The sequence below is a fragment of the Deinococcus depolymerans genome (assembly GCF_039522025.1).
In the GTDB taxonomy this organism is placed as follows: Bacteria; Deinococcota; Deinococci; order Deinococcales; family Deinococcaceae; genus Deinococcus; species Deinococcus depolymerans.
Window position 1 is genome coordinate 28700 of the sequence record NZ_BAAADB010000011.1, and the last position, 26048, is coordinate 54747.

General features: G+C 69.6%; 26 protein-coding genes. 12 read left to right on the plus strand and 14 right to left on the minus strand.

The features are described 5' to 3' along the window. Positions 1-35: 35 nt before the first annotated feature. The 4 genes from ABDZ66_RS06535 to proS form a co-directional block, all read right to left on the minus strand. A complete protein-coding gene (locus tag ABDZ66_RS06535) occupies positions 36-830 on the minus strand; it encodes a hypothetical protein (protein ID WP_343757262.1) in 795 nt (264 codons plus the stop codon). Between the two features lie 65 nt (positions 831-895). Next, a complete protein-coding gene (locus tag ABDZ66_RS06540; protein ID WP_343757263.1) occupies positions 896-1870 on the minus strand; it encodes an ABC transporter substrate-binding protein in 975 nt (324 codons plus the stop codon). Positions 1871-2071: 201 nt separating this feature from the next. Continuing rightward, positions 2072-3646, minus strand: coding sequence for a GGDEF domain-containing protein (locus ABDZ66_RS06545; RefSeq protein WP_343757264.1), 1575 nt, complete (start codon positions 3644-3646; stop codon positions 2072-2074). A gap of 336 nt (positions 3647-3982) precedes the next feature. Continuing rightward, positions 3983-5467: a proline--tRNA ligase gene (proS, locus tag ABDZ66_RS06550; protein WP_343757265.1), complete on the minus strand. Its 1485-nt coding sequence runs from the start codon at positions 5465-5467 to the stop codon at positions 3983-3985. A gap of 184 nt (positions 5468-5651) precedes the next feature. Here proS and ABDZ66_RS06555 point away from each other — a divergent pair, with 184 nt between their 5' ends. From ABDZ66_RS06555 to rplT, 7 genes are all read left to right on the plus strand, one after another. After that, a complete protein-coding gene (locus ABDZ66_RS06555) occupies positions 5652-5915 on the plus strand; it encodes a DUF2171 domain-containing protein (protein WP_343757266.1) in 264 nt (87 codons plus the stop codon). Positions 5916-6151: 236 nt separating this feature from the next. After that, positions 6152-6988, plus strand: a complete 837-nt coding sequence (locus ABDZ66_RS06560) for an alpha/beta fold hydrolase (RefSeq protein ID WP_343757267.1) — start codon at positions 6152-6154, stop codon at positions 6986-6988. Positions 6989-7146: 158 nt separating this feature from the next. Beyond that, entirely contained in the window at positions 7147-9078 is a 1932-nt protein-coding gene (locus tag ABDZ66_RS06565) for an alpha-amylase family protein (RefSeq protein ID WP_343757268.1), read from the plus strand. Between the two features lie 112 nt (positions 9079-9190). Next, on the plus strand, positions 9191-9379 hold the full coding sequence (locus ABDZ66_RS06570) for a hypothetical protein (protein ID WP_343757269.1): 189 nt from the start codon (positions 9191-9193) through the stop codon (positions 9377-9379). Between the two features lie 289 nt (positions 9380-9668). Next, positions 9669-10475 (plus strand): GNAT family N-acetyltransferase, encoded by an 807-nt coding sequence (locus tag ABDZ66_RS06575; RefSeq protein WP_343757270.1) that lies wholly within the window; start codon positions 9669-9671, stop codon positions 10473-10475. A 188-nt stretch (positions 10476-10663) separates the two neighbouring features. After that, positions 10664-10864 (plus strand): 50S ribosomal protein L35, encoded by a 201-nt coding sequence (gene rpmI / locus ABDZ66_RS06580; RefSeq protein WP_343757271.1) that lies wholly within the window; start codon positions 10664-10666, stop codon positions 10862-10864. Between the two features lie 5 nt (positions 10865-10869). Continuing rightward, positions 10870-11223, plus strand: a complete 354-nt coding sequence (gene rplT / locus ABDZ66_RS06585) for a 50S ribosomal protein L20 (RefSeq protein ID WP_343757272.1) — start codon at positions 10870-10872, stop codon at positions 11221-11223. A gap of 60 nt (positions 11224-11283) precedes the next feature. Here the strand turns inward: rplT and ABDZ66_RS06590 are convergent, their stop codons facing one another. The 5 genes from ABDZ66_RS06590 to moaA all read right to left on the minus strand — a co-directional run bounded on the left by ABDZ66_RS06590 (position 11284) and on the right by moaA (position 14349). Further along, the gene (locus tag ABDZ66_RS06590) at positions 11284-11487 is read right to left on the minus strand and encodes a helix-turn-helix transcriptional regulator (protein WP_088248160.1); all 204 of its coding nucleotides are present in this window, start codon (positions 11485-11487) and stop codon (positions 11284-11286) included. Beyond that, positions 11484-11885 (minus strand): hypothetical protein, encoded by a 402-nt coding sequence (locus ABDZ66_RS06595; protein ID WP_343757273.1) that lies wholly within the window; start codon positions 11883-11885, stop codon positions 11484-11486. Before ABDZ66_RS06595 ends, ABDZ66_RS06590 begins: the two co-directional genes overlap by 4 nt. Beyond that, entirely contained in the window at positions 11882-12082 is a 201-nt protein-coding gene (locus tag ABDZ66_RS06600; RefSeq protein ID WP_343757274.1) for a hypothetical protein, read from the minus strand. The genes ABDZ66_RS06595 and ABDZ66_RS06600 overlap by 4 nt, the downstream gene beginning before the upstream one ends. Positions 12083-12392: 310 nt before the next feature. Next, the gene (locus ABDZ66_RS06605; protein ID WP_343757275.1) at positions 12393-13085 is read right to left on the minus strand and encodes a GntR family transcriptional regulator; all 693 of its coding nucleotides are present in this window, start codon (positions 13083-13085) and stop codon (positions 12393-12395) included. Positions 13086-13323: 238 nt separating this feature from the next. Continuing rightward, entirely contained in the window at positions 13324-14349 is a 1026-nt protein-coding gene (moaA, locus tag ABDZ66_RS06610) for a GTP 3',8-cyclase MoaA (protein ID WP_343757276.1), read from the minus strand. 520 nt (positions 14350-14869) lie between these two features. On the opposite strand from moaA, the gene ABDZ66_RS06615 reads away from it, so the two are divergent. The 4 genes from ABDZ66_RS06615 (at position 14870) to acs (ending at position 20266) form a co-directional block, all read left to right on the plus strand. Further along, positions 14870-15169 (plus strand): DUF485 domain-containing protein, encoded by a 300-nt coding sequence (locus ABDZ66_RS06615; protein ID WP_343757277.1) that lies wholly within the window; start codon positions 14870-14872, stop codon positions 15167-15169. Next, entirely contained in the window at positions 15166-16761 is a 1596-nt protein-coding gene (locus ABDZ66_RS06620; protein ID WP_343757278.1) for a solute symporter family protein, read from the plus strand. The genes ABDZ66_RS06615 and ABDZ66_RS06620 overlap by 4 nt, the downstream gene beginning before the upstream one ends. A 112-nt stretch (positions 16762-16873) precedes the next feature. After that, entirely contained in the window at positions 16874-18073 is a 1200-nt protein-coding gene (locus ABDZ66_RS06625) for an MFS transporter (RefSeq protein WP_343757279.1), read from the plus strand. Between the two features lie 204 nt (positions 18074-18277). Beyond that, positions 18278-20266: an acetate--CoA ligase gene (gene acs / locus ABDZ66_RS06630; RefSeq protein ID WP_425544409.1), complete on the plus strand. Its 1989-nt coding sequence runs from the start codon at positions 18278-18280 to the stop codon at positions 20264-20266. A gap of 6 nt (positions 20267-20272) precedes the next feature. Here acs and ABDZ66_RS06635 read toward each other — a convergent pair whose 3' ends face one another. From ABDZ66_RS06635 to efp, 4 genes are all read right to left on the minus strand, one after another. Continuing rightward, a complete protein-coding gene (locus tag ABDZ66_RS06635) occupies positions 20273-20881 on the minus strand; it encodes a class I SAM-dependent methyltransferase (protein ID WP_343757280.1) in 609 nt (202 codons plus the stop codon). A gap of 27 nt (positions 20882-20908) precedes the next feature. Beyond that, a complete protein-coding gene (gene accC / locus ABDZ66_RS06640) occupies positions 20909-22246 on the minus strand; it encodes an acetyl-CoA carboxylase biotin carboxylase subunit (RefSeq protein WP_343757281.1) in 1338 nt (445 codons plus the stop codon). A gap of 99 nt (positions 22247-22345) precedes the next feature. After that, positions 22346-22888, minus strand: a complete 543-nt coding sequence (gene accB / locus ABDZ66_RS06645) for an acetyl-CoA carboxylase biotin carboxyl carrier protein (protein WP_343757282.1) — start codon at positions 22886-22888, stop codon at positions 22346-22348. A gap of 179 nt (positions 22889-23067) precedes the next feature. Continuing rightward, positions 23068-23625 carry an elongation factor P gene (gene efp / locus ABDZ66_RS06650; protein WP_343757283.1) on the minus strand — a complete coding sequence of 186 codons (558 nt, stop codon included), beginning with the start codon at positions 23623-23625 and terminating at the stop codon, positions 23068-23070. A gap of 238 nt (positions 23626-23863) precedes the next feature. Here efp and ABDZ66_RS06655 point away from each other — a divergent pair, with 238 nt between their 5' ends. Then, the gene (locus ABDZ66_RS06655; protein WP_343757284.1) at positions 23864-24541 is read left to right on the plus strand and encodes a 50S ribosomal protein L25/general stress protein Ctc; all 678 of its coding nucleotides are present in this window, start codon (positions 23864-23866) and stop codon (positions 24539-24541) included. A gap of 255 nt (positions 24542-24796) precedes the next feature. On the opposite strand, the gene ABDZ66_RS06660 is transcribed toward ABDZ66_RS06655, so the two are convergent. Continuing rightward, the gene (locus tag ABDZ66_RS06660; RefSeq protein ID WP_343757285.1) at positions 24797-25702 is read right to left on the minus strand and encodes a hypothetical protein; all 906 of its coding nucleotides are present in this window, start codon (positions 25700-25702) and stop codon (positions 24797-24799) included. Positions 25703-26048 lie beyond the last annotated feature (346 nt).

Sequence of the window (26048 nt, forward strand, 5' to 3'; positions counted from 1 at the left end):
ATCCGGGCAGGGGCGGCGGGCCGTGCGGGAACCGCTCAGAATTCCAGGCGACCGCGCGGGCCGCTCAGGCGGGCCAGTTTCTCGGGCGTCCACAGTTCGTAGGTGTACATCGGGTACTGCCGTTTGAAACGCCCCACGCGGTCCCAGACTTCACGGGACTCGAAGGGAATGACCAGGATCAGGCGGATCACGCTGTCCTCGGCGTCGTAGATGTAGAAGTCGAAGTGGAAGGACTGCTCGCTGCCGCGGTCCGTGAACAGCGGGAACGCGAAGGGCCGGTAGCGCCACGCCTTCTTCTTCTCGGTCAGGATCTTCGCCGCAACCCGCTTGAGGTTGCTGTCCGGGAAGGTCAGCGTCTCGCCGTCCCGGTCGCGGAAGGCCGCGTCGGGTGCGGGGGCGTCCAGTTGCACGCGCTTGAGTTCCGGCAGGGCCTTCTTGCCCGGTTTGGGTGGGCTGCGCCGGGCCGGGCCGCCCGAGGTGAAGCGCCGTTCGACCGCGCCGCGGCCCTCGCTGCGGCCCTCGTCACTGCGGCTGCCCTCGCCGGGTTTGCGCCGCGCGGGATTCTCGCCGCTGCGGCTGCCGCTCACGCCGCCACGTCCGCCTGCCGCGCCTGCCCGGCCGGGGCGGGCGTCACTGCCGCGCGGGCCGGGCGGGCGGTCACTGCGGGTCTCGCTGCGGGTGTCCCGGCGCGGTCCGTCCTTGCGGTCCGTGCCGCCCGTGTCCCGCGCCGGGCGGGCCGGTTTGATGGTGTCGCGCGTGATGCCACCGCGACCCTGAGCTGTATTGCGTTGTGGGGCTCGGCCCCGTGAACCTTTCTTTGGCCCCGTCATCCCTTCAGTCTAGAGCATCCGGGGAAGGCCTCCGTCCCGCCCGGACGGAGTGCCGGCGCCGGGGCTCACTTCGCGAGGGTGCGGATCAGGTCGAGGTTCACGAAGCGGTTCAGGTCCGGGACGTCCCGCGCGAAGCCCGCTTCCTTGTTCAGCTGCGCGTACTCCGCGAGGGTCTTGAGGTTGATGTCCCAGGTGACGCGCGTGCGGGCCAGCGCCTTGAACAGCTCGTTCGTGTTGGGGCGCTTGCCGGTGAAGGCGTAGATCTGCTCGGCGACTGCCTTCTGCGCGCCCGCGTTGCTGCCCTTGATGTAACTGATCGCGGCGAGGTGTCCTTTCAGCAGCCCCTTGAGGGTCTCGGGGTTCGCGGCGGCGTACTTCGTGTTCATGGTCAGGACGGTGGTGGTGTAGTTGCCGCCCTCCCAGATGCCCTTCTCGTTCACGATCAGTTTCGCGCCCTGCGTTTCCATGACGGCGCCCCAGGGTTCCTGCACGAGCGCGGCGTCCACCTGTTTCGCGGCGAACGCGGCGGGCATGTTCGCCGGGTCGATGGGCACGATGGTGACGGTGCCGCCCTCGTCGGTGGCTTTCAGGCCGCTCTCGTGCAGCAGGTGACGCAGGCTGATGTCCTGCGTGCTGCCGCGCGTGGGGACCGCGACCTTCTTGCCGGCCAGGCCCCTGACGTTGCGCACGCCGCTGTCCTTGCGGGCGACCAGCACCGCCCCGGCGTTCGCGGCCCCGGCGTACACCTGGATGGGCACGCCGCGCATGAAGGCGTTCATGGCGGGGCCGGGGCCGACGTACGCGGCGTCGATGGCGCCGGCGGCGAAGGCCTCGTTGATCTGGCTGCCGTTCGCGAATTCCCGGACGACCAGCTTCACGCCGTCCGGGAGGTTCTTCTGGATCAGGCCGCGCTGCACGCCGACCAGTCCGGCGGCGTGCGTGACGTTGGGGAACACGCCCAGGCGCAGTTCTTTCGCCTGCTGCGCGCTGGCGCTGGCGATCAGGGAGAGGGTCAGGAGGGGCAGGAGGGCACGCTTCATTCCGGGCAGCATAGCAGAACAGTTTACCTAATTTGTAATCTGCTTGGCGATGGCCGGTCCCGGCCCCCCGGCCACCCCGCTCACACGGACTGCCGTTTGTTCCGCCGACAATCCGCAACTTCACCGGATTGCCAGCGCCACGTCCGGAGGGGCGTTTCTCTCCTGCCCACTCCACCCGGGTTGAAAGGGTTTGCAATCCTTTCAACCGGAGTCCGGCTCAGGCAGCACCACCCCCCGCCCCTGCCGCTTGCCGCGCAGCAGCAGGTCGTCGGCGCGGCGCAGCGCCCCCAGCAGGTCGCCGCCACGCAACGCCGCCACACCCGCCGTGAACGACAGCCGGAACGTCGCCGGCAGGCCCGCGATCCGCAGCTCCCCCAGCGACGCCAGCGTGCCCTGCAGGGTCCGCTGCGCCTCACCCACCGACCGGCCGGGCGACACCACCACGAACTCCTCACCACCGAACCGCGCCAGCAGCTCCCCCGCCGCCAGACGCCCCGCCAGGTGCTGCGCGAACGCCCGCAACACCCGGTCCCCACCGTCATGCCCGTACCGGTCGTTCACCCGCTTGAAGTGATCGATGTCCAGGATCGCCACCGCCGTCCCGTCCGGCAGCGAGCCCGTCAGCGTCGCCACGCGCGTCATCAGGAAATGCCGGTTGTGGACGCCCGTCAGCTCGTCGGTCAGGCTGACCCGCTCGGCCTGCCGGTGCAGCGCTTCGAGGTCCGCCAGCGCCGCCCGCAGCGCTCCGTTCTGCTGCCGCTGCGACTGCGCCTCCCACTCGGCCAGCGCGGTGCGGTGCAGCACCTCCAGCGCCCGCACCCGCCGCTGCTGCTCCTCGGCGTGCTCGCGCCGCAGCAGCTGCAGGTGCGCCCGCGCGTGACGCAGCGCCCCCACGGCGTCGCCCCGTTCCTCCAGCACCTCCGAGAGCAATTCCCGCATGGACAGCTGCGCCACGATCATCCCGGCCGCGTCTGCCCGCGCCAGTTGCGTCTCGAGTACCTCCTGCGCCTCGGCCAGCCGGCCACTGCGCCGCAGCAGGTGCACCATCGGCGGCACCGACACCCACAGCGGCCGCCCGGGCCCGGCATCCTGCTTCACCAGCGCCCGCCGCAGCCACTCCTCACCCTGCGCGGCGCGCCCCTGCGCGAGCGCCACCTCGCCCAGCCGCGCCAGCACCAGCACCTCCATGAAGTGATGCCCGTGCGCCCTGGCGAGGTCCAGCGCCTCGTGGTACCGCGCAGTGGCCTCCTCCGGCCGCTCCAGCGCGTCCAGCAGCTCGCCCTCACTCCAGGCGACGTACGTGAGCCCCACCCCGTGCGCCAGCGCCGTGAACACCTCCCGGGCCGCACGCAGGTACGTCCGCGCGTGCGCGGGATCCCGCCGCGTGTGCATGACCCCCAGGTCGTGCAGCGTGCAGCCCTCGGTCTCCCGGTCCCCGTTCGCGCGGCAGGCGGCCAGCTGCGTGCCCAGCAGTTCCAGCGCGCCCTCCCACTCCCCGAGTTCCAGCAGCGCGCACGACCGCACGTTCAGCGCCCGCGAGTACCACCATGACGACGGCTGCTTTTCCAGCACCGCCAGCGCCTGCCCCGTTGCCTCCAGCGCCTCGGCCTGCCGCGCCTCCCGGAACTGCAGGTAGCTGTCCGTCACCTGCCACGCCGCCCGCTCCGGCGCCGTCATCGGCGCGTCCCGGACCTGCCCGAGCAGCGTCCACGCACGGGCAGGTTCGAGTTCACGCCGTCGCCACGCCTCCTGAAGCACGCGGTCCACTGGGGTCATAGGCAAGTATAGGCCGCGCCCTCCCCCTGACCGGTACCCCCCGGACACCCTCCCCCCGCCGGCCCTTCCCACCGTGGCCGGGGAGAGGGGGCCCGGCGGTCACCGTGCAGACGCCCGACCCCGCCCATGCGCCGGATGGCCAACGAAGCAGACGGAACCCGCTTTTCCCCTCCTCTGCGGAGCAGCTCTCCGAGTCGGTATCATACGGATTCCGTTTGTTTCGCCAACAATCCGCAACTTCACCGGATTGCCGGCTCCACGCCCGAAACCCGTGTTGCTCCCACTCGCTTCGCTCGGATTGAACGGGCTTTACAGCCCATTCAATCGGAGTCCGTATCAGTACTGGCGGCCGAAGATCACGCGTTTGCCGTAGGCGCTGGGCCTGGCGCACTTCACGCACTGGCCCTCGCCGCTTTCGTTGAAGAACTCGGCGTCGTCCAGGGGAACGTTGCGGGTGGTGGCCTTGGTGGCCTCCTTGATGCTCTTCTCGCAGTCGGCGTCCCCGCAGTGGTACGCGCGCACCCAGTTGCCGTCCTCGATCCTCGCGGCGAAGGTCTCGAAGTCGTCCACGGGGATGGTGTGCTCCAGCATGAAGCCCGTGGCGCGGCTGAGCAGCCAGTCGTGAATGCCGTCCAGGCGGGCGTTCATGCCAGTCACGGCCTCGGCGCGGGGCAGGGTTTCCTTCTCGTCGCCGTTGCGGTTCTTCACGACGACCACGCCGCTCTCCAGGTCGCGGGGGCCGAGTTCGATGCGCACGGGCACGCCCTTGAGTTCCCAGTCGTTGTACTTGAAGCCGTTCGTCACGCCGTCGCGTTTATCGACCTTGACCTTCACACCCTGGGCGCGCAGTTCGGCGGCCAGCTTCTCGCCTTCTTCCACCATCTGATCGAAGTTGTCCTTGCGGCCCACGGGAATCACGACCACCTGAATGGGCGCGATGCGGGGCGGCATGATCAGCCCGAAGTCGTCGCCGTGCGTCATGATGATCGCCCCGATGATGCGGCTGGAAATGGCCCAGGAGGTCGTGTGCGCGAACTCCTCGCGCTGCTCGCGCGTCTGGAACTTCACGTCGAAGGCCCGGCTGAAGTTCTGCCCCAGGTAGTGTGACGTTCCGCTCTGGAGGGCCTTCCCGTCACGCATCATGCCCTCGATGGAGTACGTGGCGACCGCCCCGGCGAAGCGCTCGCTGGCGGTCTTCTCGCCGCGCACCACGGGCAGCGCCAGCACGTCCCGGCAGAACTCGTGGTAGATGTCCAGCATCTGCCGCACCTCGCCGCGCGCCTCGGTCTCGTCGGCGTGCGCGGTGTGCCCCTCGTGCCAGTAGAACTCGCTGGTGCGCAGGAACGCCTTCGTGCGCAGCTCCGCGCGGAACACGCTGCCCCACTGGTAGTGCAGGAACGGCAGGTCACGGTAGGAGTTCAGCCAGCCGCTCCACATGTGCCCGATGATCGTCTCGCTGGTGGGGCGCATCACGTACGGCTCGGCCAGTTCCTCGGTGCCGATCTTGTTCACCGTGAACAGCTCCGGCGCGAAACCCTCCACGTGATCCGCTTCCTTGGTAATAAAGCCCATGGGGATCAGCGTGGGGAAGATCAGCGACTCGTGCCCGGTCGCCTTGAACCGGTCGTCCAGCCAGCGCTGGATGTTCTCCCACAGCGCGCTGCCGTAGGGCCGCACGACCATCGCGCCCGCCACCGGGCTGTTGTCGGCCAGGTCGGCCTTCTTCACGACCTCGTTGTACCAGTCGTTGAAATCCACGCTCTGGGGCGTCACGCCGTACTGCTGCGCCTTCTTGTCCTGTTTGCCGCCGTCCTTAGTCATCGCCCCGCATGATACCGGGCCGGGGCAGAGGCCCGCGTCGGCCATCCGCGCACGCGCCCGCTGCGCCGAAAGGCCGATTCCGGTGTCTGGGCGCTGAGCGCGTGACGGTTCGCTCAAGGGCGCGTGACGGGGGCCTGAAGGGTGCTGTCATGGGGGGGCCATGTTCGCGGCCCAGACTGCCCGCATGACGAGGATGAATGCCGGAGAGATCAGCGACCGTATCGCCCAGAACCTCAAGGCGCGCCTGGAGCAGGGCGGCGAGCACCTGCAGGTGAAGGACGTGAACGGCGAGCACGTGGGGACCGTGGACCACATGGACGGCGGGCGCGTGAAACTCACGAAGAACGACAGCGCCGACGGGCAGCATCACTACCTGACCCTGGATCAGGTGGAGAGCGTGGACGATGTGGCGGTGTACCTGAACGTGGAGCGCAGCGCGATCGCGTAATCCCGGTGGACCCCCTGCGGGCGGTGTGGTGGGCAGGTCACGCCGCCCTGTCCGTTGCCCGTGCAGGGCGGAGGAACGTTGGGGTCCGCTGAAGCCTTGCTGAGGGAGCCTGAAGGTCCCGCTCAGGAGGCCGCTGCGGGGCGGGCATAGGGTGGAACGGTTCGACGTCGTACGACCTGCCGCCACACGGCCTGCGGTCCTGCCGCCCATCCCGCCCCTTTTGACCGGAGGTTCCCATGCCCACGATTCAGACGAAGCACGCCCACGCCCCGCAGACCGAGCTGTACTACGAGACCTACGGCGAGGGCCGCCCGGTCGTGCTGATTCACGGGTGGCCGCTGTCGGGCCGCATGTGGGAGGGGCAGATCGACGCGCTGCGCCGCGCCGGGTATCAGGTGATCGCGTACGACCGCCGCGGCTTCGGCCAGAGCGGCAAGACCGCGACCGGCTACACGTACGACGTGTTCGCCAGTGACCTGAAGGACCTGCTGGAGGAACTGAACCTGACCGACGTGACCCTGGTGGGCTTCAGCATGGGTGGGGGCGAGGTCAGCCGCTACGCCGGGCTGTACGGCACGGACCGCGTGCGCAGCGCGATGCTCGTGGCGTCCGTCGCGCCATACCTGCTCAGGACCGCCGACAACCCGGACGGCGGCATGAGCCTCGAGGACATCGAGGGCATGGTGAGGCAGGTGGCGCAGAACCGCCCGCAGTTCCTGGCCGGGTTCACGAGGAAGTTCCTGAACTGGGACGAGAACGGTAGGGAGCTGGGCGACGGGTTCCTGGACTTCGCGGCCATGATGTACCTGCAGGCGTCCCCGGTGGCGACGCAGGCGTGCGTGCGTGCCTTCGGCGAGACGGACTTCCGCGCGGATCTGGCGAAGCTGACCGTGCCGACGCTCGTCGTGCACGGCGACAGGGACCAGATCGTGCCGCTGGCGGCGAGTGGGCAGCGCGTGCCGCAGTACGCGCCGAACGCCGAGTTGCATGTGATGACGGGTGCGCCGCACGGCCTGAACGCCACGCACAACGACGAGTTCAATGAGATTCTGCTGGAATTCGTGGCCCGCTGAGTACGGGTGTGGGGGCCGGTCGGGACTGTTCCGGACCGGCCCTCTCCGTCGCCGGGCAGCGAAGCACAGCGCGGCAGGGGAGGGAGTGCGGGCGTCCCGTGGTGAGCGCGGCACCAGCATATTGGAAACAGTTCCAAAAAGTGTTTATGCTGAGGGGCATGCCGCACACAGACCCCTCCCGGACGCTCCTGGCCGGCCAGCTCCGGCAGGCGTTCGACGATGACCGCGACGCTGATACCTTCCTGCTGCGCCTCGACCGCTACGGCCCGGAACTGACGGCCAGCCTCCAGGCGGTGTACGGCGACGCCGCCCCCGCCCTGATGGACCGCCTGCTGGAACTCATGCTGCACGCCTACCACGCCCGCCCCGCCGACCTGAAACGCCTGGACGAGGCCCGCCTGCTGCGCCCGGACTGGCTCCAGGCCCCCGGCATGCTCGGGTACGTGGCGTACACCGACCGCTTCGCCGGAACCCTCAGGGGCGTGCGCGACCGCCTGGACTACCTGCAGGACCTGGGCGTCACGTACCTGCACCTGATGCCGCTGCTGCAACCCCGCCCCGGCGAGAACGACGGCGGGTACGCCGTGGCCGACTACCGCGCCGTGCGCAGCGACCTGGGCAGCATGGACGACCTGTCCGCCCTAGCCGCCGACCTGAGGGTGCGCGGCGTGAGCCTCGTGCTGGACCTCGTGCTGAACCACGTGGCGCAGGAACACGGGTGGGCGCAGAAAGCCCGCGCGGGCGACCCCACGTACCGCGCGTACTTCCACGTCTTCCCGGACCGCGCCATGCCCGACGCGTACGAACGCACCCTGCCCGAGGTCTTCCCGGACTTCGCGCCCGGCAACTTCACCTGGAACGAGGAAGCCGGCGGGTGGGTCTGGACGACCTTCAACACCTACCAGTGGGACCTGAACTGGAGTAACCCCAGCGTGCTGGCCGAGTTCGTGGACATCATCCTGCACCTCGCCAACCGGGGCGTGGAGGTCTTCCGCCTGGACGCCATCGCCTTCATGTGGAAACGCCTGGGCACCGACTGCCAGAACCAGCCGGAAGTGCATCACATCACCCAGGCCCTGCGCGCCTGCGCCCGCATCGTCGCGCCCGCCGTGGCCTTCAAGGCCGAGGCCATCGTCGCGCCCGCCGACCTGATCCACTACCTCGGGACCGGCGAGCACCACGGACGGGTCAGTGACATGGCGTACCACAACTCGCTGATGGTGCAGCTCTGGAGCAGCCTCGCCAGCCGCGACACCCGCCTGTTCGCCGAGGCGCTGCGCGTCTTCCCGCCCAAACCCACGAACACCACCTGGGGCCTGTACGTCCGCTGCCACGACGACATCGGCTGGGCCATCAGCGACGCCGACGCCAGCCGCGCCGGCCTGGACGGCGCCGCCCACCGGCACTTCCTGAGCGACTTCTACAGCGGCGGGCACCCCGGCACCTTCGCGCGTGGCCTGGTGTTCCAGTTCAACCCGCAGACCGGTGACCGCCGCATCAGCGGCACGGCCGCCAGCCTCGCCGGCCTGGAAGCCGCGCTGGACGCCGGTGACCCCCGCCGCACCGACGACGCCGTGCGCCGACTGCTGCTGCTGCACGCCGTCACCCTGGGCTTCGGCGGCCTGCCCCTGCTGTACATGGGCGACGAACTGGCCCTCCTGAACGACCATTCCTTCGCCGACATTCCCGAACACGCCGCCGACAACCGCTGGGTCCACCGCCCCCGCATGGACTGGGAACGCGCCGCCGACGCCCAGGCCAACCCCGGCACCCCGCACGGCCGCGTGAACGCCGGGCTGCGCCACCTGATCGGCGTCCGCCGGAGCCTGCCGCACCTGCACGCGGGCATCGAGAGCCACCCCGTCCACAGCCCGGACCCCTGCGTGCTGCTGCTGCGCCGCGACCACCCGCTGGGCGTCATGCTGGCCGCGTACAACTTCAGCGAACACACCATCGACTTCCCCGCCTGGGCGCTGCGCGATCACCTGGGCGACCACGCCCTGGACCACGTGGCGGGCAGCGCCTTCAACCTGGGTGGCGGCGCCGTCACGCTCGAACCGTACCGCGCGCTGTGGCTCACGCAGGCCTGAAGCGGGCGCACCGGCACGTGAAGGTGAAGGCTTCATGGGGCCGCGCCCACCAATGCGCCGGCCGGACAGGCAGGATGAAGGCGGCGCGGCCCCGCGCCCGGAGGTCCGCCCCATGACCCGCAAGCGCCCCATCCGGATTCCCACCGAGACACTCCTGGACGCTGCCCGCAGCGCCGCCGACCGCCTCGCGCACCTGAGCCGCGACCCGCAGGTCCGCCGCGACGCCGCCCGGGTCGCGCAGGCGGTCGGCAGCCTCCTGACGTCCATCCGGCAGGCGGGGAAACCCCCACCGCGCCGCTGAACGCTCCCGGCGGCCGGCCCGCCTCCGAACCTGCACCTGCGGCCCCCCGCCCTGTCCGGGGGGCCGCGCTCAGGTGCGGTCTTCTTCGGCACCCGCTTGCGCTACGCTGCGCGGCATCCCACTGCTGTACCGGAGGTTCCCATGACGCGACTTCAGACCGCTGCCCGTTCCGTGCCCGCCGTTCCTGCCGGGGTCATGGCCGCCTGATCCGGACTCTGACTGTGCCCAGATTCATGGCCCGGAGTCCCGGCGCGCCCCTCTGACCCGGCCCCTGCCCCGAGGTCACTTCATGTCCACTGCTTTTACCCTTCAGGCGGCCACGCCCGACACGCTGACCGACATTCACGCCCTGCACCCCGACCCCGCCGAGGCGGCCCGCCGCTTGAGCGTCACGCAGGAGCGCGTGCGGGCCGGTCAACTCGACCCGGCGCGGTTCCTGCTGCTGCGCGCCGGCGGTGCCGTGCAGGGGGTGTGCTTCATCGGGCCGAACGCCCGCGTGCCCCTGTTCCCCACCTACCGCACGGACACGCCCGCCGACGCCCTGACCGCGTTCCTGCGGGAGCTGCGCCGCCGCGTCTCGGACACTCCCGACCGGCAACTGCTGCTGGACGACACGCTGGTCACGCCGCGCCCGGAGGAGGCGGTGCAGGCCGGCTGGGTGCCCGACTCGCAGCAGGTGCTGTACCGCACGGACCTGCGCGCCCGGTCCCACGCGCCCGACCCGGACGTGACGCCTGTTCATCCGGACGATCCCGGTGTGGCGGAAGCGCTGCGGGAGCTGGGCCGCCCGGACTGGGAGGCCGCCGGGGGCTGGACCCTGCACGCCCTGCGCCGGGAGGGGCAGGTGCTGGCCCTCGGCGCGACCGGCCCCGGTGGCCGCCCCGGCGAGGCTGGCCTCGACCTGATCGGCGTGCGGCCCGCGCAGCGCGGGCGCGGGTACGGTGCGCGGCTGCACGCGCACCTGCTGGGCGTGGCCGCACAGACCTTCGCCTCGCACACGGGCGGCACCGACGCCGGGAACCACGCCATGCGCCGCACCTTCGAACGCAGCGGCAGCGTCCTCAGCGCCACCCAGGCCTACTACCGGCAGGCCTGACCGGCCCTGGCCCACCCCTTGACCCGCGTGCGCGTGCCCGCGTATAGTTCTCTCTTGGTCAAGTGGGGCAGGGCGACCAACAGTCTGTGGATCACGCGTCACTGACACGTCCTCCCGCCAGGCGGCCCGAAACCCCAGACGGAAGCCCCCGTGACGGGGTGCGACCGGACTACAAGGAGGCAATCACCATGCCTAAAATGAAGACCCTGAAAAGCGCCACGCGCCGGATCAAGATCACCGGCACCGGCAAAGTCATGGCGTTCAAGAGTGGCAAGCGCCACCAGAACACCGGCAAGAGCGGCAACGAAATCCGCGGCAAGGGCAAGGGCTTCGTCCTCGCCAAGAGTGAATGGGCACGCATGAAACTCATGCTGCCGAAGGGGAAGTGAAGTAGATGCCTCGCGCCAAAACCGGGATCATCCGTCGCCGCCGTCACAAGAAAGTCCTGAAGCGCGCCAAGGGCTTCTGGGGCAGCCGCAGCAAGCAGTACCGCAACGCGTTCCAGACCCTGCTGAACGCCGCGACCTACGAGTACCGCGACCGCCGCAACAAGAAGCGTGACTTCCGCCGCCTGTGGATCCAGCGTATCAACGCCGGCGCCCGCCTGCACGGCATGAACTACTCCACCTTCATCGGTGGTCTGAAGCGCGCGAACATCGACCTGAACCGCAAGGTGCTGGCCGACATCGCCGCCCGTGAGCCCGAGGCCTTCAAGGCCCTGGTCGAAGCGGCCAAGAACAGCAAGTAAAACGGCTGACACGAACGCCGCCGCCCTTCCGGAAACGGGGGGCGGCGGTGTTCGTCTGGTTCAGGGTTGTCCCGGTTCGTCCTGAAAGATGTCCTCGATCGGGACGCCGAACAGTCGGGCGAGTTTGAAGGCCAGTGGCAGGCTGGGGTCGTACTTGCCGGTTTCCAGGGCGTTGATGGTCTGGCGGGATACGTCCAGCGCCTCGGCCAGGGCCCCCTGGGTCATGTTGCGTTCGGCCCGCAGGACTTTCAGCCGGTTGTTCATTCCGGTGCCTGCGTGTCCCGGCGGGTCAGGAGGGCGTGCGTGCCGGCCAGGGTCAGCCAGCCCAGGTACGACAGGCTGATCAGGGCGGTGGCCGGGACGGTTTCGTGGGGGCTGGCGGCGCTGATCAGGGCGGTGAGGGTCAGGGCGGTCAGCGTGACGGTCAGGGCGGCGGCGGCGGCGAGCAGCAGGACATGACGGCCGTACTCGTCGCTGTCGCGGTAGTGAAAGCTCAGGCGCGCGGCGTCCAGGAGTGGAATGGCGGCCAGCAGGGCGGTGGCGGTCAGGTTGACCTGTCCGCGCGGGCCCAGGATGAGGGCTGCCAGGATGCCCAGTACGCACGCGCCGGTCAGGGCGGCCAGCAGGGTCTGGTGCCGGGCGTAGCGGCGGGCGCGGGTCACTGGCGCAGGTCGCGGGCGACGTTGCGGGCGGCGATGACGAGCAGAACGGCGGCGGCGGCGACGGTCAGCCAGTAGGCGAGGTGGGTGACGGTTCCGGAGTGGGGGTGGCTGCTGGTCTGGCCCATAAGGACCAGGGGGGCGCCCGAGACGGCGACGAGGGTGAGGAGCTGGAGGGTTGCAGGGGTCAGGTTGTTCATGTCATCTCTCCTTGTCTTTAGGTCAAGCTTGCTTGACAGAAGAGTAAAGCAGACACGACATGATGTCAAGCTTGCTCGTCTTATACGGACTCCGATTGAATGGCTTACAAAGCCGTTCAATCCGAGCGAAGCGAGTGGGAGAAAACCGGGTTCCGGACGTGGAGTTGACAGATCGGTGGTGTTCCGATCTGTTAACGAAACAAACGGCAGTCCGTCTTACGCGAATTTTCTGCCCTGCGCGCTTGCAACAGAAGTGGCGGGCTGTGAGGGAAATCCCCCGACAGCCCGCCACCGTTGACCCGCCCACCGCTCAGGGTTCGAAGGTGTCCTGGAAGGCGTAGCGGTCGCCGCGCACCCAGTAGTTGACGTAACTGGCGCGTTTCTGGCCGCTGTAGGTGGTGCGGCGCAGCAGGAAGGCGGCGGTGCCCAGCGGCACGCGCAGCAGTTCGGCTTCCTCCTGGCGGAGGTTGACGGCTTCGAGGTTCTGCTCGACGCGTTGCAGGGGCACGCCCATGCTGATCATGGTCTCGTGGATGCTCTCGACGGCGAGGTTGTGGTCGAGCAGGCTGGGGACGAGCGCGGCGTTGATGTAGCGTTTCTCGATCACCAGGGCCTCGTCGCCGGCGTTGCGCAGGCGGTGGATGAAGATCACTGGGTCGCCGGGCTGGATCTGCAGCACGATGGCGATCTCGGGCGTGGCCTCGATCTGCATGGCCCGCAGGACGGTGGTGCGGTGGTCGGGGTGGCGGGCCCATTCCTTGAAGGGCCGGACGCGGAACATGCCCTGCCGGAAGCGTTTGCCGGTGGGGAAGGTGCCGGCGCCCTGAACGCGGTAGACGTAACCTTCGCGTTCCAGTTCGTCGATGGCGCGGCGGGCGGTCATGCGGGACACTTCGAATTCGCGGGCGAGCTGCGGCTCGCTGGGCAGGGGGAGTCCTTCGGCGTAGTGACCGCCGAGCAGGCGATCTTTCAGGGTGGTCTTGATAAGCGGGTACTTCGCCATGCATCCCTCCGGGTGTCCGCTGGCGGGCGGAGCCGACCTCATCTTAAGGTTAGTGTCAGAAGTACACAAGGTTGTCTAGCTGTCACGGAGGGCGGTACAACGCTCGTTAGGCTGCCCGCGGCGGGCAATTCTCCACACCTCTGATCGGTTGCGGCAGCCCGGAAAGATCGCCGATCACCCATGAATGCTGCAGAAATTGCTCGCTGGCGCACGGTGACCCCGCGCGGCCAGACCCCGCCTACCCACCGATGTGCGACATCTCGACCTTCGCGGTCCGCCCCCCCGAGGCGGCCGTCGCCTCGCCACGTTCCTCGCTGTAGCGGTCCCGGCGGGCCGCCCAGATGCCCGCCACCAGCTCCCGCAACGCCGCGTCCGTCAGGGGCACGGCGCCGCCCTCCCCACGCAGCGGCCCCCGCAGGTCGGTGCCACTCCCGGCGAACAGGCAGGTGTACAGCGTGCCGACCGCCGAGAGCCGCGCCCGCGAGCAGTCCCCGCAGAACGGCGCGGTCACGGAACTGATCAGCCCCACCTCGTGCCCCTGCCCGTCCGTGTGGCGCGCGGCCACCTCGCCCCGGTACTCCGGGTTCACCGGACTGAAGTGCGTGTCCTCACCCGCCAGCCGCGCCAGCACCTCGCGGGACGGCACCACGCTGTCCATGTTCCAGCCGTTGTGGTTGCCCACGTCCATGAACTCGATGAACCGCACCGGCGCCAGGTCCCGCAGCGCCAGCCACAGCCCGCGCAGGCCCGCGTCGTTCACGCCGCGCTGCACGACCGTGTTGATCTTCACGCCCAGTCCCGCCGTCAGCGCCGCCTCGATTCCGTCCAGAACCTTCTGCGGGTGCGTGCCCAGGCCGTTCATGCGCCCGAACACCTCCGGGTCGAGGCTGTCGATGCTGACCGTCACGCGGTTCAGGCCCGCCGCCTTCAGGTCCGCGGCCAGGCGCGGCAGCAGCAGCCCATTGGTGGTCATGGCGACGTCCTTCACGCCCGCGATGCCCGACAGGCGCCCGATCAGCTCCGGCAGGTCGCGCCGCAGGGTGGGTTCGCCGCCCGTGACGCGCAGTTTGCGCACGCCCAGGTCCACGAACGCCCGCGCAAGCCGTTCTATCTCCTCGAAGCTGAGCAGCTCGGCGCGTGGCAGGAAGGCGTAGTCCGGCCCGAACACCGAGGCGGGCATGCAGTACGTGCAGCGCAGGTTGCAGCGGTCAGTCACGCTGATCCGCAGATCACGCAGGGGACGTCCCAACTGGTCGGCAAGCATTGCCCCGCAGCATACGCGCCCCGGGGTTGGAAAGTGGCAGGAAGGTCGCCATTCGCGCCGCGCCCGCCGGTCTGACCCGGACTCGGATGGACCGGTTGACCAACGCCGTTCTGTCCGGGCGAAGCGACCCGGAGAGCGGCCCCGCAGCGTGGGAGCCCCGAGGACGGTCGGGCGTGGCGCTGGCAGCCCGGTGCGTGGGTGTGAACGCAACAGACGGCCGCCCGTATGACCCTGACTGTGACGTGACCGGGAACGCCCGGGTCGTGGCCGGGCTGGCAGTTGATCGGCTGTCGCCCTGTCCAGCTTTCCGGCATGAAAGCCTGCCGGCAGGCTGCGGGTTCGAATGATCGGTGCCGGGCGTGCACTGTTCCGGACGCAGGAACGGAGACCTTGAACCGGGTTCATTGATTTTAGATTGAATGACTTCTACCCTGAATCCCACGCCCCCACAGTTTCACCCACCTGCAAACGACCGTTCGTTTGCCCATCCCGCCCCCGACCCGTTCCCGAGGAGGTACCCATGACCGTATCCAGCGCGCCACCGGTCCACCCCACCCAGCGAAACGCCGCGTACCAGCAACTGGTCGCCCAGCGCAACGCCTTCACCCTCACCATGACGGCCACATTCCTCGTCCTGTACTTCCTGCTGCCCCTGCTCGCCGGGTACAACAAACCCCTGATGGCCACCAAGGTCCTCGGGAACGTCACCTTCGGCTACGTGCTGGCCTTCGCGGAATTCATCATGGGCTGGGCCATGGCGTACCTGTACGTCGTCAAGGCCCGCACCTTCGACCGCCTGGCGCAGGAGGCCCAGCAGTGACGCTGCTGCTCGCCGCCGTCATCGTCGCCATCACCCTGGCCGTCACCTTCTGGGCCTCCCGGCGCAACACCAGCGCCGGGGACTTCTACGTCGCCGGGGGGCGCATCAGCGCCACGCAGAACGGGGTCGCCATTGCCGGGGACTACATGAGCGCCGCCAGCTTCCTGGGCATCACCGGCCTGATCGCCCTGAACGGCTTCGACGGCTTCATGTACTCCGTCGGGTGGTTCATCGCGTACCTCACCGTGCTGTTCATCGTGGCCGAACCCCTGCGCAACCTCGGCAAGTACACCCTGGCCGACATGCTCGTCTACCGCCTGAAAGACCCCCGCGTGCGCACTTACGCCGCCCTGAGCACCATCACCATCAGCACCTTCTACATGATCGCGCAGGTCGTCGGGGCCGGCAGCCTGATCAGCCTGCTGTCCGGCGGCGTCATCAAGGCCGAACTGGCCATCCCGCTCGTGGGCGTCCTGATGATCGTGTACGTCGTCGTGGGCGGCATGCTCGCCACCACCTGGGTGCAGATCATCAAGGCCGCGCTGCTGATGTTCGCCACCATCGTCATGACCGTCCTGATCCTCAACCGTTTCGGCTGGAGCTTCTCCAACCTCCTCGGGCAGGTCGAGGCGAAGAACGGCGCAGAATTCCTCGGCGCCGGCGTGAAATACAAGAACCCCATCGACCTGATCAGCCTGTGCCTCGCGCTGGTGCTCGGCACGGCCGGCCTGCCGCACATCCTGGTGCGCTTCTTCACCGTCCCCACCGCGCAGGACGCCCGCAAGAGCGTCGTGTGGGCCATGGTCCTGATCGGCGCGTTCTACGTCATGACCGCCCTCATGGGCAACGCCGCGAACGTCCTGCTCGGCAAGGACGCCATCGAGGCCGCCAACAAGGCCGGGAACATGGCCGCGCCGCTTCTCGCCCAGGCGCTGTTCGGCGGGGCCGGCACGACCGGCGGCGAGTTCGGGCTGGCCTTCGTGACCGCCGTCGCCTTCGCCACCATCCTCGCGGTCGTCGCCGGCCTCACCATCAGCGCCTCAACGAGCTTCACGCACGACATCTACAACGGAGTGATGAAGGGCGGACAGGCCAGCGAGAAGGACCAGTTCCGCGTCGCCCGCCTCGCCACCGTCGCCGTCGGCGTCGCCGCGATCCTGCTCGGCCTCGCCGCCAAGACCCAGAACGTCGCGTTCCTGGTCGCACTGGCCTTCGCCATCGCCGCCAGCGCCAACCTGCCGGTCATCCTGTTCACGCTGTTCTGGCGCCGTTTCAACGCCACCGGCGCCATCTGGGGCCTCGTGGGCGGCATCCTGTTCACGCTGCTGCTCATCGCCGTCAGCCCCAACATCATGAAGATCGATCCGGACACCCTGACCACCGGCCGTCACCTGATCCAGGCGAACGCCATCTTCCCGCTGGAGAACCCCGGCATCATCAGCATTCCCGCCGGGTTCCTGTTCGCCGTGATCGGCACGCTGATCGGCGCGGCCCGCCGCAACACCGCCGACGACGCCCGCCACTTCGAGGAAATGCAGTACCGCGCCTACACCGGCGCCGGCATGGACGGCACCGTCGCCGCACACGACTGAACCCAGCATGGGATGGGGCCCGCACGCTGCGTGACGTGCGGGCCCCCTCTGCTGGCATGGATGCGCTGTTGTGCAGATGCGCCCGCGCGGGACAGGCCCTACCATGGCGCGCGTGACTGCCCTGGCCCGCGCCGCTTCCGCCTATCCGACCGGGTTCTGGGTGCTGTGGTGGGGCACGCTGATCAACCGCCTGGGTGAGTTCGTGGTGCCGCTGCTGGGCTTCTACCTGACCGCGCACGCGCACCTGGGCGTGACGCAGGTCAGCGTGATCCTGGCCATGCTGGGCCTGGGCCGCTTCGTGTCCGAGGGCCTCAGCGGGCCGCTGACCGACCGGCGCGGCCCGGCCTTCACCATGATCCTCGCGCTGACCGGCGGGGCCGTGATGATCTTGGCGATGTCCTTCGCGCAGGGCTTCTGGTGGACGGCGGCGGGTGTGCTGGGCTTCTCACTGCTGTCGGCCCTGTATAAACCCGCCGCGAGCACCGCCGTCGCGGAACTCACGCAGGGCGCGCAGCGGACCCGCGCGTACAACCTGCTGTACTGGGCGATCAACGTCGGCGCGGCCACCGCGCCCGTGCTGGGCGGCTGGCTGGCCGGGCGGTCCATGCGGCTGCTGTTCTGGCTGGACGCCGCCACCATGGCTGCGTTCGCGCTGCTGCTGACGCTGCTGTACCCGCGCACGCCCCGCGCCGCGCCGCAGGGCGACGCCCGCACCCGCCGCCTGCTGCCCCGCGATGCGCTGCTGTGGCAGTTCTGCCTCGCCTCGCTGCTGTTCGGCCTGACGTACCAGAGTTACAAGGTGCTGGCCGTGGTGTTCGCGCAGCAGGGCTTCAGCGCCGTGCAGTACGGACAGGTGCTCGCCGTGAACGGCGCGCTGGTCGTCCTGCTGGGCCTGCCGCTGGGGCACCTGATCGCCCGCAGCGGCCACCCGCGCTGGCAGGCGCTGGGCGCCGCGCTGCTCGGCGCGGGATTCCTGGGGCACGCCGTGGCGCACACCCTGTGGGCGCACATGCTGGCCGTCGCGGTGTGGACAGTGGGGGAGATCATCGCGTACGGCATCAGCAAGAGCATCATCAGCGAACTGGGGCCGCCCGCGCAGCGCGGCACGTACATCGGACTGGTGGGCAGCATGGCGGGCCTGGCGACCCTGCTCGCCCCACTGCTGGGCGGCGCGCTGTTGCAGACGCTCGGGGCGGGCGGCCTGTGGGTCGTGATCGCCGGACTGGCGTTCATGGCGGCGCTGCTGCTGCTGGCCCTGGAGGGACGCGTGCGGGGCCGCCTGCTTCAGCGTCAGCAGGAAGCCCTGGCCTGAACTCCATGCACTGAACCCCGCTGGCCTGAACCGGGTGAACCTGAACCCCAGGAACTTGAACCGGGTGCAGTACCGCCGCAGTACCCGTGCAGGGTTCCCATCCGGAATCCCACCTCTGGGCGAGTACAGTGAATTCCACACACAACCAGCCCGACCCAGCGTCCGGGGCCACACCGACGGCCCCATCCCCCGGAGGTTCCCCGCATGTCCCAGTCCCCCATGCCCGCCAGCGACCACCCTGCCAGCGACCACCCTGCCAGCGACCACATCGACGCGATGCTGCACGAGACCCGCGTGATCGAACCGGGCGCCGACTTCCGCGCCCGCGCCCGCGTGACCCGCGAGGAGTACGAGCGCCGCTACCGCCAGAGCCTCGACGACCCCGACACCTTCTGGTCGGAAGTCGCCGGGGAACTCCACTGGTTCAAACCCTGGACGCAGGTGCTCGACTGGCAGCCGCCCCACGCGCAGTGGTTCGTGGGCGGGCAGACGAACATCGCCTTCAACGCCCTGGACCGCAACGTCGCCCGCGGCCTGGGCGGCAAGACCGCGATCATCTGGGAAGGTGAGGACGGCGAGGTCCGCACCTACACCTACGCCGAACTGCTGCGCGAGGTCAAACGGGCCGCGAACGCCCTGCTGAACCTGGGCGTGAAGCCCGGCGACCGCGTGACCCTGTACCTGCCGCTGGTGCCCGAGGCGGCCATCGCCATGCTCGCCTGCGCCCGCATCGGGGCGGTGCATTCCGTGGTGTTCGGCGGGTTCTCGGTCAGCGCCCTGGCCGACCGCATCAACGACGCGCAGAGCCGGGTGCTGATCACCGCCGACGCCGGACAGCGCCGGGGCACCCTGGTGAACCTCAAGGCGAACGCCGACGCTGCCGCCGCGCTCGCACCGGGCCTGGAGAAGATGCTGGTCGTGTGCCGCGCCGACTGCGACGCGCCCATGCAGCCCGGCCGGGACGTGTTCTGGCACGACGCCCTGAACGCCGCCAGCGACGACCACGAGGCCGCGCCGCTGGACAGCGAGCACCCGCTGTTCATCCTGTACACCTCCGGCAGCACCGGCAAACCCAAGGGCGTGCAGCACACCACCGGCGGGTACATGGTGGGCACGTACCTGACCACCCAGGCCGTGTTCGACCTGCGCGACGACGACGTGTACTGGTGCACCGCCGACGTCGGCTGGATCACCGGCCACTCCTACAGCGTGTACGGCCCCCTCCTGAACGGAGCGACCGTCGTCATGTACGAGGGCGCCCCCAACCACCCCGACTGGGGCCGCTTCTGGGACGTCGTGCAGAAACACCGTGTGACCATCCTGTACACCGCGCCCACCGCCATCCGCGCCATCATGCGCCAGGGCGACGAACTCCCCGCCAGCCGCGACCTGAGCAGCCTGCGCCTGCTCGGCTCGGTCGGGGAACCCATCAACCCCGAAGCGTGGATGTGGTACTGGCGCACCATCGGCGGGGAGCGCTGCCCGGTCGTGGACACCTGGTGGCAGACCGAGACCGGCTCGATCATGCTGACCACCCTGCCCGGCGCGCACCCCAGCAAACCCGGCAGCGCGGGCCTGCCCATGTTCGGCATCGAACCCGCCATCATGACCCACACCGGCGAGGAGCTCGGCCCCGACGACGGCGGCCTGCTGGTCATCAAACGCCCCTGGCCCAGCATGCTCCGCACCGTGTACGGCGACGACGACCGCTACCGCAAGAGCTACTGGGGTGAGATCGACGGCGTGTACTTCGCCGGGGACGGCGCCCGCCGCGACGCGGACGGCTACATCACCGTCACGGGCCGCGTGGACGACGTCCTGAACGTCAGCGGCCACCGCCTCGGCACCATGGAGATCGAATCGGCCCTCGTCTCACATCCCAGCGTCTCCGAGGCCGCCGTCGTCGGCCGCCCCGACGACGTGAAAGGCGAATGCGTCGTCGCGTTCGTCCTCCCGCAGGGCGACCGCACCATCGACCCCGCCGAACTCCGAGCGCACGTCAACCGCGAGATCGGTGCCCTCGCCCGCCCCGACGCCATCTACGTCGCCGACGCCCTGCCCAAGACCCGCAGCGGCAAGATCATGCGCCGCTTCCTGCGCCAGATCGCCGCCGGCAAAGAAATCCAGGGCGACACGAGTACCCTCGAAGACCCCGGCGTGCTCGACCGGATCGCCGCCACCGACCCCGTGTAAGCGCCGTCAGGGCCGCCACACCAGCAGTTGCGCGGCGTCCTGAACGGGGAAGAGGTGGGGGGAAACCTCCGCCTCTTTCCCGTACGTGCCCAGCAGGAACCGGGCATCGTCACCGGTCACCGTGAGCGGGCAGGTGAGGGTCGACGCGGGTTCCGGCAACGTGTCCCCCGGTGCGAGGGACTGCCCCAGCGTCGCCCAGGTGACCCGCAGGTGCGCCGGACCGTGCGCGGCCGCCCACACCTGCCCGCCGGGCCGCAGGACGCGCCGCGCCTCCGCCAGCGCCCGCGCCGGATCGGGCAGGTGCGCCAGGACGCGCGCGAACAGCACCACGTCGAAACTCGCGCCCGGGAACGGGAGCGCCTCCGACGACGCGGGCTGCACGCCCGGCCCCGGCGTGGGATCGACCCCCACCACCCGGCCCGCGTGCCCCCGCTGCGCCAGCTCCCGCAGCAGCCGACCGTCCCCCGTGCCCACATCCAGCACGTCCAGGGCAGGGGAGAGGTCCAGCGCGTCCAGCAGTACCCCCTCCGGCCAGGATTGCCCACACAGGCGCGAGAGCAGAGCGTCCCGCGCCTCCAGACGGGCAGAGGCAGACGCCGGGTGCCCCCCAGCCATCTGCCTCCGACCATCTGCCATCAGCTCTTACATTTCCATCCGGGTCTTCAGGAAGTTCGTCATGACCGCCCCGCGTTTGTAGAAGGGGTTGTCCATGATCTTCACGTACAGCGGAATGGTGGTTTTGGGTCCCTGGATGACGGTTTCTTCCAGGGCGCGTTTCATGCGGCTGATCGCCTGCTCGCGGGTGTCGTGGTGGACGATCAGTTTGCCGATCAGGCTGTCGTAGTGCGGGGGAATCACGTAGCCGGTGTAGCAGTGGCTGTCCACGCGCACGCCGGGTCCGCCTGCGAAGTGCACGTCGTCGATCTTCCCGGCGGCCGGGCGGAAGTCCTTGTCGGGGTCCTCGGCGTTCAGGCGGCACTCGATGGCGTGCCCGCGCAGGACCACGTCCTCCTGCTGGAGTTTCAGGCCGTACCCGGCGGCGATCTCCAGTTGAAGCTTCACGAAGTCCAGGCCGGAGATCTCCTCGGAGACGCAGTGTTCCACCTGGATGCGGGTGTTCATCTCCATGAAGTAGTAGTTCCCGTCGCGGTCCACGATGAATTCCAGCGTGCCGGCCCCGGCGTAGTTGACGTGCTTGGCGAGGCGCACGCCGGCCGCGAGGATCTCCTGACGCAGCGTGTCCGGCAGGGTGCTGGGCGCCTCCTCGATCAGTTTCTGGTTGCGCCGCTGGATGGAGCAGTCGCGCTCGCCGATGTGGATCACGTGGCCGTTGCCGTCGCCCATGACCTGCACCTCGACGTGCCGGAATTCCTCCAGGAACTTCTCCATGATGATCGCGGGATCACCGAAGTACAGCCGCGCTTCCTCCTGCGCCTGCGCGAAGCCCTTGGCGAGTTCCTCCTGCGTGCGGATGACCTTCTGTCCGCGCCCGCCGCCGCCCGCGCTGGCCTTCAGCAGGACCGGGTACCCGATCTGCTTGGCGGCCAGCAGCGCGTCGTCCACGGTGTCGAGCACGCCGGTGCCCGGCACGACCGGCACGTTGCTCAGCGCGGCGATCTCGCGGCCACCGGCCTTGCTGCCCAGGGCGCGCATGCTCTCGGGCGTCGGGCCGATGAACGTGATGCCGTGCTCGCGGCACATCTCCGCGAAATCCGGGTTCTCCGCCATGAAGCCGTACCCGGGGTGAATGCCCTCCGCGCCGGTCATCAGCGCGGCCGAGAGGATGTTCGGGATGTTCAGGTACGACTGGTTGCTCGCGGGTGGCCCCACGCACACCGACTCGTCGGCCAGCAGCACCGGCAGGCTCTTCTCGTCGGCGGTGGAGTACACCACGACCGTCTTCACGCCCATCTCCCGCGCGGTCCGGATGACGCGCAGGGCAATCTCGCCACGGTTGGCGATCAGGATCTTCTTGAACATGAACTTTCGCTCCTTGCAGATGGCAGAAGGCTCAGGGCCGGATGGCGAGAGCGCAGGCGCGGGGTGGCCTTCTGCCTTCTTCCACCGGCCTTCTGTCTCTTATTCGATGATGAACAGCGTCTGGCCGTACTCGACGGGTTCGGCGTTCTTCACGAGGATCTCGCGCACCGTGCCGCCCTGTTCGGCTTCGATCTCGTTCATCAGTTTCATCGCCTCGATGATGCACAGCACCTGCCCGGCCTGCACGGTGTCCCCGACCTTCACGTAGGGGGGCGCGTCGGGGCTGCTGGAGGCGTAGAAGGTCCCGACGATGGGGGCCTTGACGGGCGTGCCCTTGCTGGCGGGTTTCTCGGCGGGGGCCTCTGCCGGGGCGGGGGTGGGCGCGGCCTGCGGGGCGGGGGCGCTGGCCGCTGCCTGGGGGGTGGGCGCGCTGGGTGCGGGCATGGGCGCGAAGGTGGGGGCGCTGGCGGGCGCCGGGGCCGCGAGCGGCGCGGGGCCGGGCGTGGGCTGGGGTGCGGGGGCCGCGAAGGCCTGCGGGCCGCGCTTGAGGCTCAGGTCGAAGCTGCCGGTGCGCAGGTGGAATTCGCGCACGTCGGCGTACGTGAGTGCATCGAGAATCTGTTTCAGGTCGTTCGGGTTCATGGCCCCTCCTTGAAGATCTGGTGTGTGCTGCGGTTGACGCTGCCCCCAATCATGCCCTGTGCGGGATGAGAGGGGGTGTCACCGGCTGCCTAACGCTCGTTTGGCTGAACCGAGTCTAATGCAAAGGCCAGGGCCGCCCCCCGCACTGTCGGCTGGGAGAGCGGCCCTGCAATCACGGTTCAGGCGCGGCTGAGGTAAGCGCCCGTGCGGGTATCCACCTTCACGCTGGTGTCCTGCTCCACGAACAGCGGCACCTGCACCACGGCCCCGGTCTCCAGCTTGGCGGGCTTGGTGCCGCCGGAAACGGTGTCGCCACGCACGCCGGGGTCGGTCTCCACGATCTTCAGGATCACCTGGTTGGGCAGGGTGATGCTCAGCGCCTTCTCGCCGTACATCGCCACCTCGATCTCGGTGTTCTCCTTCATGAATTTCGCGGCGTCACCCACCAGCGCCGGCGAGAGCGTCACCTGCTCGAAGGTGTCCATGTCCATGAACATGAAGTCCTCGCCGTCCTTGTACAGGTACTGCATCTTCTTGCCCTCGACGTAGATGTCCTGCAGCTTCTCACCGCTGTTGAAGGTGCGGTCCACGATGGCGCCGGACTCCATGTTCCGGAACTTCGTGACGACCTTCGCGCCGCCGCGACCCATCTTCAGGTGCGAGTAATCCAGGCATTCCCACAGGCCGCCGTCCATCTCCACTTTGGTGCCGTTGCGCAGTTCAGTAACGCTGATCATGTCATTCTCCTTTTTTCTAGCCGGGGCCGCCTCCGCACCGCCCGCCGCCAGGCAGGGGCGCGGGGAGCCGCGCGGCAACGCATAGGAGTCTAGCAGACCCCCCCTCAACCCTTCCACCGGGCGGGGCGCGTTTGCTATGCTGTCACGGTTGCACGTCCGCCCCCGCCCCCGGACCGACCCCGCCGGGTCCCGGCGCGCGGCGAGAGCGAGGCGGCGAAGAACGCCAAGGAGAGAGCACATGGAACTGAACGCCAAACCCCGCAAGAGCCAGGAGAAACTGGCCGAAGGCATGATCCCCGCCGTCGCCTACAACAAGGAGAACAACGTCTCCTTCGCCATCGACAAGAAGGCCTTCGACCGCGCCTTCCGCACGCAGAGCACCACCGGCCTGTTCGACATCACCGTCGAGGGCGGCGAGACCTTCCCCGCGCTGGTCAAGACCGTGCAGATGGACAAGCGCAAGCGCACCCCCATCCACGTCGACTTCTACATGGTCACCTACGGTGAACCCGTCGAAGTGAACGTGCCCGTCCACACCACCGGCAAGAGCCAGGGCGTCGTCATGGGCGGCCTGCTCGACATCGTCGTTCACAACCTCGCCGTGATCGCCCCCGGCCCCCGCCGCATTCCCCAGGAACTCGTCGTGGACGTCACCAAGCTCGCCATCGGTGACCACGTCACCGCCGGCCAGATCAAACTCCCGGAAGGCGTGAAGCTCGCCGCCGACGCCGACCAGGTCGTCATCAGCGTGCTGCCTCCCCGCCTCAGCGACGGCGAAGCCGCCGCCGAGGAGCAGGCCGCCCAGGTGGCCGGCATGGTCGCCAGCGGCGAACTCAGCGAGGAAGCCGCCACGGCCGTCCTCGAGGGCGAAGCCAGCCTGGACGACGTCAAGGCCGACGACACCAGCGAAGCCTGATCCCAGGCGACAGGGCCGCCCCCCTCCCACACCGGGAGGGGGGCGGCCCCTTCTGTCCCGGCCCTGCCTGCGCCGCCTGGCCTGCCGGGTGTCCGGTCTGCAGGGACGTCCCCGGCCACTTGAGGGCGGCCTGCCGGGGGGCGGCAGCCGCGCCTCTGCCCGTGAGCGGCGTCCCCGCACGGGAAACCCTGCCCCCCATGAACCACACGAACGACCGCCCCCACGGGGGCGGTCGTTCACAGCCGGAGGCTGGCGTCAGGGCTGGCCGGGCGTGACCGGCGCGGGGGCCGGGGCGTCCGTGCCGGGCTCCCCGGGCGCGGGGACCGGGACGGTGTCCGCCGGGGTGGCCGGCGTGCCCCCGGCCGGACCGGTGGAGTCGTCCGGGCCGGGTGCGGGTTCCGTGGGGGCGTCGGTGGGGGCGCCATCCGGCCTGGCCTGCGGACCGGTCACCGCGCCGGCCGGCACGCGGGCCAGGGCCACGACCGTCACGCCGAACGACTCGCGGCGGCTCAGTTCGAACTGCTGATCGTCGCGGGACAGCAGGACGCGGTCCCCCGTTCCGGCCTCACCGACCGGGGTGTACCCGTCGGCCTGCAGGGCTTCCAGGGTGCGGGGCAGCGCGTCCCTGGTGCCGGCCGCGTAGATCAGCGCCTCCCCCAGCACGGTCGGCACGGTCTTCAGGACCTTCTCGCCGTCCAGGACCGGGACCTTCACGCTGCCCGGCTCGGGCAGGCCGGGCGCAGCAGTCCCGGCCGGCGCCGTATCGGTCGGGGCCGCGCCGCTGGGAGCCGTGTCGGCCGGGGCCGAGTCCGTGGCCGGGGCGGTGTCGGCCGGAGTCCCGACAGGTGCCGGGTCCGCGGGTGCGGTGTCGGCCGGGGTGGCGGGTGCAGTCTCGACCGGGGCGCTACCGGCCGGGGCGCTACCGGCCGGGGCGGTGTCGGTCGGGGTGGGCGTCGCCGGCCCCGACCCGGTGGCCGGCAGCCCCAGGTTCGGGACCTGCTCCGTGACCGGCGTCGTCACGGGCGGCGTGCCCAGGGCCGGCGTGCCGCCCGGAGCGGTCTGGGCGAAGGCGGGCGCACCGGCCAGCAGGCCCAGCGTGAGCAGCCCCAGCAGGTGACGGGAGCGGGCAGGAACGAAGCGGGTGGTTTCAGTGGAACGCATGAGGCACCTCTTGATAGGCAGTGCCCGCCAGGAGCGGGTCAGTGCGGGAAAGTGAACGGCCCGGCGGGATCGCGGCCGTTCCTGCCCCTCACCATGCCGGGCGGACCTGCGCTTTCCCTGCGTGGACGCTCAAGGGCGCCCCCCCGCTCGGCTCAGGACAGGCACGCGAATCCCTCACCTGCCTCAGCCGGCCGTCAGGGACCCCTCACCCCATCGCCCGCCCACCGCGCCGCCGCACGCGCCGCAGGGGACCCGCGTTACCACATCCGGCCCGGCCGGCGGATGGGCGCGTGTCCTCACGCCCACACCCCCACGGACACGCATCACCAGCGGCCCCGACCCCGCC